We start from the raw sequence: 9069 nt of genomic DNA, 5'->3' as shown, positions 1-9069 counted from the left end.
GCCGCCGCTGCCGGCGTGTGCCTGGCCGTTGGCCTGGGCTGGATGCTGTACACCGATGGCAATCCCACACCCCTGACCTATGCCAACGCCAGCCTGCTGCCGCAGCAGCGCACGCTGGCCGATGGCAGCATCGCCATGCTCGACGCCGGCACTACGCTCACCGCACGCTTCGGCTGGCGCAAACGCGAACTGGCACTGGAACAGGGCCGCATCCAGCTGCAGGTCGAACCGTCATCGCGCTCGCTGCGGGTGCAGGCCGGTGGCAGTTCGATCCGCGATATCGGCACTACCTTCCAGGTTGAGCGCCTGGCTGACGGCCGGGTCGAGGTCGCGCTGCTGGAAGGCGTAGTGGAAGTCACCAGTGGCAGCGCGCAGCACACCCTCTCGCCGGGCCAGCAGCTGCAGGTCCTGGCCTCCGGGAAGATCCAACCGGGCCCGCAGCTGTCCTCAACTGCCGCCGCCGAGGCCTGGCCGCAGGGCAAGCTGGTGTTCGACGGCACGCCCCTGGCCACCGTGGTCGAACGCATGAACCGCTATGGCAGCACGCCACTGGTGGTCGCCGACCCGGATATCGCCGACCTCGCGGTCAGCGGCACCTTCCGTGCAGGCGACGCGCACGAACTGCTTTCCGCCCTGGAACTGGGGTGGTCCATTGCTGGCCAGCCGCGCTCGGATGGCGCGCTGGAACTGCGCCGCACCTACTGAGGCGGCGGCCGATGCCGGCGCCGGGTGTGCTTCGTTGGGACATGCTGCGCTGGGGCCTGCTGCAGGCCCTGCTGTGCGTTGTGCTGGTGCCCGGTGTGGCGGCCACGACAGGCGCTGCCGAGGCAGTCACCCAGGTCGATTACCGGATCGCTCCCGGCGCCCTGTCGCCGGCACTGCAGCAATGGGCGCGCCAGAGCGGCATCGCCCTGGTGTTCGACGCACGTGAATTGGCAGACCTGCGCACCAGCGGCGTCGCCGGCTCGCTGGCGCCGGCCGCCGCACTGAAGCGACTCGTCGCTGGCATGCCGGTGAACATCCTGCAGACACCCAGCGGCGGATTCGTAGTGCGCCGGCATGCTGCGCCACCCGATGTGGTCGCGCAGCCGGTACGGCGGCCACCGCCGCCAGCGCCACCGAAGCCGGTGCAGGTGGAAATGGCTCCGATCCATGTCACCGGCAGCCGGTTGCCGCGCACCTCCGTGCAGACCACGCTGCCGGTAACGGTGATCGACCGCGAAGACATCCTGCGCAGCGGCTACGGCACGCTGTTCGACCTGTTGCGCCACCTGCCCGGCATGAACGGCCACCCGCCGCTGAGCACCTCGCGCAGTGGTGATTCGCTGTACCTGCCGGTCGGCGCAGCAGCCACCACCAGCCTGGACGGCATGGGCCCGCGCGCGACCCTGTTCCTGGTCAATGGCCGGCGCCTGCCGCGCTATCCGATGGTCTCACTGGAAGAAGGCGGGCTGACCGATCTGGGTGGCATTCCGCTCAGCTTCGTCGAGCGCATCGAACTGGTGCGCGGCGGTGCTTCGGCCATCTACGGCGCCGATGCAATGTCCGGCGTGGTCAACATCATCCTGCGCGACCAGGCCGAGGGGCCGGAGGCCACCCTGCAATCGGGGGTCAGCAGCCGTGGTGATGGCGATCAGTACCGTGTGCAGGCAGCCACCGGTGGCGTGCGCGAAGGTGGCGACCGCTGGTTTGCCGGCATCGACCTGCATCGCCTCCAGCATGTAGCCGGTGACCAGCGCGACTGGCATGCAGAAACCTCGCTGTACCCGATCGGGCTGATCATACCCAACGGTGTTTACCTCCCTGCCACGCAGTGCCATCCGCCGTTGCAGCGCGAAGACGACGGCTGCTGGCTCGACAGCGCACGTCCGCGTTCGCTGCAACCGGCATCGGAGACGCTGTCCGGCTACCTGCGCTATCGCCACGAACGCGGTGACGGACGCTACGCCTATGTGGAAGCACGCGCCAGTCACAACCGCCAGCGTTTTGAACTGGGCCCGACCGCCGTCGCACTCGAATTCAACCGTGGCGCGATCCTCAATGTGGTCCTGCAGGAAGGCGGCGAAGTGCGCCCGCGCGTGCATGCCACCGAGGGCGACATCAGTTTTGGCATGGGCCGTGAGCGCGCGGGCCGCAGCTGGGATGCCGGCCTCAGCGCGCAGCGCAGCCAGGTGGACCTGCGCACCGAAGGTACCGTGCGCAGCGAACGCCTGCTGGAGGCCGCGCGAACGCTGGATTTCCTGCCCGGCTTTTCCACTCTGCCACCGGGGCTGGCAGAGGAGCTGTTTCCGGCCATCCACAACCGCGGACACACCGAACAGTGGCAGGGCTGGTGGGGCATGCAGCGAACCCTGATGACACTGCCCGGCGGTGCCGCACAACTGGCCACCGGTATCGACCTGCGCCGCGAGCGCTGGACATCGCTTCCTGATCCGCTGCTGGGCAAGGGCGAGCTGGCGCTGAGCCTGCCGCTGGAGCAACGCCGTCTGTCGCGGCAGAGCAACGCCGCCTACGCCGAACTGGGCCTGCCGTTGGCGCCGACGCTGCGCCTGGACGTGGCCGCGCGGCTGGACCGCGATGGCGGTGACACCGCGTTCTCGCCGCGTGCCGGCCTGCGCTGGAGCCCGAGCCCGCACTGGTCGTTCCTGCTGGCCAGTGGCCGCGGCTACCGCGCGCCCAGCATCTTCGAGCGGCGGCGACCGCCGGGCTACTTCGGCCTGTATCCCCTGCCCGCATCGGCTTCCCTGCCGCCGTGCGCGCGCCCGCTGCGCGGTGGCGGCTGCGCGGTGGAAGTAGAGGTGGTCGAGAACGATGCGCTGAAAGCCGAGACCTCGCGCAGCCACTCGCTGGCTGCCAGCTGGACTCCGAATGATGCGTTCTCGCTGTCGCTGACCCACAACATCGTCGAACTGCGCAACGAGATCCTCGCCCTGCAACCCAGCGACGCACTGTGGAATCCCGGCACCTGGGAGCTGGATGAGCAGGGCCGCCTGCGGGATCTTCGACTGTCATTCGACAACATCGGCCGCACCACCTCGCGCAACTGGGTACTGCGTGGCGAGTACCGGGTGGATGCCGGCCGCAACGGGCAATGGCTGTTCTCGCTGGATGCATTGAAACAGCAGGAACTGCGACGTGATCGCAGCCATGGCGAATCGGTGGACCTGCGCGGGCATGCCACACCGGCGAACGCAGGCATCCTCAACGTGCAGTGGCAGAACCCATCCTGGGACATCGCCCTGCGTGGCAACCGCGTCGGCCGCACCCGCGCATGGCTGGCCGGTGAAGCCTGCACGCAGGAGCAGCATGACCAGCGCCGCTGCATGAACCCTGCGCAGCTGCGCTGGAACCTGCATCTGGCGCGCCGGCTGAGCCCGCGCGTGATTGCCGCTCTGGACGTGCACAACCTGCTCGATACGCGGCCGGTGAACTACCTTGTCGGCAGCGGCGGGCAGATGCCCGGGCTGGACGATCCCCTGGGGCGCTACTTCCTGCTGACCCTGCAATTCCGCTGAGCGTAGTACCCTACGCCGCCTGTTCCACGGCGTCGAAGGCGAGTCATGAAAGCCTACCTCTGGTTCCTGGGCGCGCTCATGTTGTTCTTCGCGCTGCCCTTCCCCTGCCTGATCTACTTCGGCACCGGTTGGCCGCTGGACGTGGGCGACCGCAGCGCGCCAGGGCTGGCACTGGGCCTGCTGGCGGCGTCGCTGGCACTGTGGCTGGTGCTGCTGTACGCCTTCCTGCATTACCTGCTGCTGGCGCCACCGCGCGCATTGCAACGCGTGCGCAGCATCCTCGCCGACGGCGAGCCACGCAGCGCGCGCATCGAGCAGGCCGAACAGACCGGTGTGCAGGTGCGTGGCTTCGCGCAGTGGCGGCTGCAACTGGCCTTCGACAATCTGTCCGGCACGCCGATCACCGAAACGCTGGTCGTGGTCGACAGCAAGCCACAGCTGCAGCGTTTTGCCGTGGGCAAGCAGTTGGGCGTGCTGCTCAGCCGCACGCCAGGGCCTTCGCCCAACGTAATGCTGGAAGGAGCGCAACCGGAACTGGACAGCGCCAGCCTGTGGCGCCGCGCGATCGGCGGCCTGATCGGCATCGTCGGGGTCGCTGCTGCGTACGTCATGGCCTACCGGCTGCAAAGCGATGGCATGGGCTGGACGTTCCTGGGTTTCGGTCATCCACTGCTGATCTGCCCGCTGGTGCTGTGCAGCTACCTGATCGCCCTGCGCCTGCTGGCGCGACTGCTTGCCGGCACACTGCAGATCGACGCGCGCGCTGAAGCCCTCAAGTACCGCGGCGTCGCTGCCGAAGCGCGGGTGCTCGACGTGCGCCAGACCGGCACCTACGTCAACGAACAACCGCAGGTGGAATTCCAGCTGGAATATCTCGACCGCGAGGGCAACGTACAGCAGGCCAGCGTGCGCCGCTTCGTTGCGCTGCTCGACCTGGCCAACATTCCACGCGGGCAGGTCGACATCCTGTACGACCCGGATGATCGCCGCAGCGTGCGCATGGAGCGCGCGTGAAGCGGCCCGTGTCCACACCGCTGGTGTTCGCTGGCGTGGTGCTGGCCCTGGCCGGTGTCGCCACGGCGGGCGGGGCACTGCAGACCGTCAACGCGACCCTGCGTGGCGCCGCATCGATCGCGCCTGCGGATGCAACGCAGCAACATCCTTGGGAACAACCGTTGCGCACCACGGCCATCGCCACGCCACGGGCGGCACCCGAACCGATGCAGGTACCCGGGCGCACGCGGCCGAACCTGCTGCTCGACGCCGAGCGCCTGCAGGCTGCACGGCAGGCGCTGGAAGCGATGCCCGGACTGGCCGGCGAACGCCTGGTCGTCTTCCACAGCATCCACTTCCATGACGACGGCCGCATCGACATCGACCTGGTCGATCCACAGCAGCCGGGCCACGTGGATGGTTACCACTACCAACGCGGGCAGTGGCGCAAGGGCGATGCGGTGAACCCGCAACAGTTCGCGCCGACCATCAGCCTGCGCCGCAGCAGCACCGCACTGGCCAACATCGATTTCGATGCCGTGCCACGGGTGACGCAGGCCCTGCAGCAACAGCGCAATGCACTGATGCGTACGCCGGCCCAGGTCGGCCATGTGTATGTGGTCATCCGCAAGGGCGGCAAGCTGGTGTGGCTGCCGGATGAAGTAGCCGGCGACCGCCAGACCGTGCGCCTGCGCTACGACACCAAGGGCAACCTGCAGTAGAAAAAGGGGACGGGGGGGATTAGGTCGCAAGTGGCGCGACGATGGCCAAAGCGACTTAATCCCCTCCGTCCCCTTTTCTGCTATCTCACCGAGCGGGCGATGGCGTACTGCGCGGCGTAATAGGTGGACAGCACCAGGAGGCTGGCCAGCGGCAGGCCACCGCCGAAGCGATCCCACGCCAGCAATGAATCGCTGGCCACGAACAGCAATGCGCCACCGGCGGCCCAACGCGCGCTGCCCGCTTCCAACGCATCGGCGTGCGGCCGCTTCCAGTAACGGGCCAATGCCAGCACCGCCATGGCGGCAAGCACCACGACGTAGGCCAACACCGGAATGCGCATCGGCAGCGGCAGATGTGGCCACAGGCCGGCCACGTTGATCGAAGCGAATGCGGCAAGCAGCACGAAGGCAGCGAGCAATCCGCGGCCCGCACGCAGGCCGGCGCGGAATGCGGCGATGTAGCAGAGATGCGCAAGCAGGAAGGCAACCAGCCCCGGCACGAACGCGTCGACCGGCAGCATCAGCGCGATATCGCCCACGCAGGACAGCAGCATGCCGGCCAGCACCGCGCGCCGGTAGAACGCATCCACCACCGGCCGCGCCTGCCAGGCGATGGCGGCGATCAGCAACGTGGTCGCTGGCTTGGCCAACCAGTGCAGCCAGCGCCCATCGTCGTCCAGGTAGGCGCCGACGATGGCCAGCACGGCCACCACCAGGATCACCCCATCACGCGTGCGCAGCTTCATCGTGCCTTCCACAGCTCTGCAAGGCGGTCCGGGCGGCCGGTGATGCGTTCCAGCACCGGATACTGCAGGCCACCGTGATAGTCGATCTTCATCGTATCGATGCGGTCGAACTGTTTGACCAGCAGCGTGATCGGCGCCTTGTCAGTGGCCGCTGCAGCCACCGCATCCTTCAAGCGCTGGCTGCTGTATTCGCGACCGCCAACGGCGATCACCTTCATGCCCGGCGCCAGGCCGGCATTGAACGCCGGGCTGTCCCAGACCACATCGCCGACAACGCCGCTGTCGAGCACCGTCGCGCCCAGCGAGTAGGCCAGCAGCGCTGCCTTCGCGCGCTTTTCCTGTGCCTTGTAGGCCTCGTTCGGCGCATCGCGGTAGACCAGCTTCCAGCCCGCCAGTTCCAGGCCGCCGGTCAGCGATCCGTGCCCGTCCAGGCGCTGCCGAAGGAAGCCCGCCCAGTCGTACGGCGCGATGCCGTTCAAGGTCGCCACCACGTCATCGAAGGTGTACGGATTGACGTCCCAATCGCCGTTGCCGACGCCGAAGAACGCACGCGCGAAGTCATCCAGGCTGCGGCGGTTGCCGGTCAGCCCACGCAGCTTGCCCTCCACCTCCAGCCACAGCATCTGCCCACCGGAGTAGTAGTCTTCGCTCATCTGGTAATTGCGGTACGGCAACGTGCGGCGCTGGGCGATGGTCGGGTCGTTGGTGGTGTCCTGCAGCGGGCGCCACGCAAGTCCCGGGCGGCCGCGGTCATAGGTTGCCGCCACGTTCGCCAGCATGTCGCGCGCCTGCTCAGTGGTCCAAAGGCCCGAACGCGCGGCCAGCACCTGGCCCCAGAACTGGGTCTGGCCTTCATACACCCACAACAGGCTGTCGCCCATCGGCGTATTGAAATTGGCCGTGGCCAGGTCGGCACCGCGACGGTACTTGCCGTTCCACGAGTGGGTGTACTCATGCGGCAGCAGGTCGCGCATCCAGGCATTGCTGTCCCACTCGGTGAAGTAGCCCGGGTCGGCACTGTTCTCGCTGGAGCGATGGTGCTCCAGCCCGATGCCGCCGAGACGATCGGTCAGCGCAAGCAGGAATTCGTAGTGATCGTAGTGACGCGCGCCGTACAGCTTGTCGGCCTGCTGCACCAGCGCACGATGCACCTTCAACTGCGCATCGGTTGGCTTCAGCGATTTGGCATCGTCGGCGAACACGTTCAGATGCACCGGCGCCTTCGCGCCCGGGTCGAGGTCGATGCGCTGGTGATGCTCACCGGCAAACAACGGCGAGTCGACCAGGTGGTCGTACGAAATCGGCTTGAACACCACGGTGTCGCCATCGCGGCGTGCGGTTTCCAGCGCGGTGGCATAGGCCCAGCCCTTGGGCAGGGTCACGCTCGCCTGCGCCTGCAGATTGCGCGCGTCCACGCCGGCCGGATACAGCGAGTTGGCGTTCCACTGCAGGTTGAGCATTTCCGGGGTCATCACCACCCGGCCCTGGCTTCCACCCTGCGAAGACAGGAAATCGAAGTGGGCGACGATCTCACTCACACCCGCCGGCACGTCCACTTTGAACGCGTACACGTTGAACTGGTCGCGCTGCCAGGCCAACGGCTTGCCGTTGGCGGTCACCCGCAGCCCCGCCAGCTTGTCGATGGGGCCGGTGGGCGAATGGTTGCCGGGAATCCACTGCGGGTACAGCAGGGTCAGCGGGCCGGGCTTGGCCGGCACGGTGGCGGTCACCTTGAAGATGCGCCGGGCCAGGTCGCGCGCGTCGACATCGATGCGCAGCAGGCCGGGGGCGGCGGCATCACCCGGTGGCGGGGTCTGCGCCAGCGCGGGCGTGGCCGCCAGCGCGATCAGCACGGACATCACCAGGGCACGGGTTTTCATCGGCAACTTCCAGCAGCGAAGGATTTCCCGATGCTAGGCCTGTGCGATGCCGAGCCCCATGGCCGAAGGTCATGGTTGCCAGTGCATCGACCTGATGCAGCAAAGCCTCACCGCAGCGACATCGAGGGCGGACCGCATCCACGCATGGCGTGGATCTACTGGAAAGCAGAGGAATAGCGGGTAGATCCACGCCATGCGTGGATGACATGCATCCCGAAGCCGTGCGAACCAAGGTTCGCACCCACCCGTAGCGCTATCGGTCAGTCAACCAACCGCAGGCGCAGTTCCTTCGGCAGCGCGAACACCATCGATTCCGGCTCGCCGTCCAGCTCACCGATGCCGGAAGCCCCCAGCTCGGCCAGACGCGCCAGCACGCCATCGACCAGCACCTGCGGCGCCGACGCACCGGCGGTCACGCCGATATGCTGCTTGCCGAGCACCCAGGCCGGGTCGATCTCGTGGGCACCGTCGATCAGGTAGCTCTCCACGCCTTCACGGCGGGCCAGCTCGCTCAGACGGTTGGAATTGGAGCTGTTCGGCGAACCGACCACCAGCACCAGGTCGCAGCGCTTGGCCAGGTCGCGCACGGCGTCCTGGCGGTTCTGCGTGGCGTAGCAGATGTCGTCGTTCTTCGGCCCCTGCATCGCCGGGAAGCGCGCGCGCATGGCTTCGATGATGCCGCGCGTGTCGTCCACCGACAGCGTGGTCTGGGTGGTGTAGGCGAAGTTTTCCGGCTGGTTGATCTGCAGCGTGGCCACCTGCTCCACGTCCTCGACCAGATAGATCTGGCCGGTGCCCGCCTCGCGGTTCCACTGCCCCATCGTGCCTTCCACTTCCGGATGGCCGGCATGGCCGATCAGCACCACGTCACGGCCGGCACGGCAGTGACGGGCGACTTCGAAATGAACCTTGGTCACCAGCGGACAGGTGGCGTCGAACACTTTCAGGCCACGACGCTCTGCTTCCAGGCGTACGGCCTGGGAAACACCGTGGGCGCTGAAGATGACGGTGTTGTTGTCCGGCACTTCGTCGAGTTCTTCGACGAAGATCGCGCCGCGCTGCTTCAGGTCATCAACCACGAAGCGGTTGTGCACCACTTCATGGCGGACATAGATGGGCGCGCCGAGCGTTTCGATCGCGCGCTTGACGATCTCGATCGCACGATCGACACCGGCACAGAAACCACGCGGGTTGGCGAGCAGCACATCCATCA

General features: G+C 67.3%; 7 protein-coding genes. 4 read left to right on the top strand and 3 right to left on the bottom strand.

Features of this window, described 5'->3' with window-relative positions:
• The 4 genes from AC27VL_RS05025 to AC27VL_RS05010 form a co-directional block, all read left to right on the top strand.
• Positions 1-705, top strand: a 705-nt coding sequence (locus AC27VL_RS05025) for a FecR family protein (protein ID WP_488765694.1), incomplete at its 5' end; no start/stop codon positions are given.
• A gap of 11 nt (positions 706-716) precedes the next feature.
• On the top strand, positions 717-3515 hold the full coding sequence (locus AC27VL_RS05020) for a TonB-dependent receptor (protein ID WP_243381686.1): 2799 nt from the start codon (positions 717-719) through the stop codon (positions 3513-3515).
• 45 nt (positions 3516-3560) lie between these two features.
• Positions 3561-4529, top strand: coding sequence for a hypothetical protein (locus tag AC27VL_RS05015; RefSeq protein ID WP_100551864.1), 969 nt, complete (start codon positions 3561-3563; stop codon positions 4527-4529).
• Positions 4526-5230 (top strand): hypothetical protein, encoded by a 705-nt coding sequence (locus tag AC27VL_RS05010; protein ID WP_100551863.1) that lies wholly within the window; start codon positions 4526-4528, stop codon positions 5228-5230. The genes AC27VL_RS05015 and AC27VL_RS05010 overlap by 4 nt, the downstream gene beginning before the upstream one ends.
• An 80-nt stretch (positions 5231-5310) precedes the next feature.
• Here the strand turns inward: AC27VL_RS05010 and AC27VL_RS05005 are convergent, their stop codons facing one another.
• From AC27VL_RS05005 to ispH, 3 genes are all read right to left on the bottom strand, one after another.
• Entirely contained in the window at positions 5311-5976 is a 666-nt protein-coding gene (locus AC27VL_RS05005; RefSeq protein ID WP_100551862.1) for a lysoplasmalogenase, read from the bottom strand.
• Positions 5973-7856 (bottom strand): M61 family metallopeptidase, encoded by a 1884-nt coding sequence (locus AC27VL_RS05000; RefSeq protein WP_100551861.1) that lies wholly within the window; start codon positions 7854-7856, stop codon positions 5973-5975. The genes AC27VL_RS05005 and AC27VL_RS05000 overlap by 4 nt, the downstream gene beginning before the upstream one ends.
• Positions 7857-8116: 260 nt before the next feature.
• Positions 8117-9067, bottom strand: coding sequence for a 4-hydroxy-3-methylbut-2-enyl diphosphate reductase (ispH, locus tag AC27VL_RS04995; protein WP_089239586.1), 951 nt, complete (start codon positions 9065-9067; stop codon positions 8117-8119).
• Between the last annotated feature and the right edge of the window lie 2 nt (positions 9068-9069).

The sequence above is a fragment of the Stenotrophomonas sp. 14P6.2.3 genome, from assembly GCF_057799055.1.
This window is presented reverse-complemented; position numbering and strand designations above follow the sequence as displayed.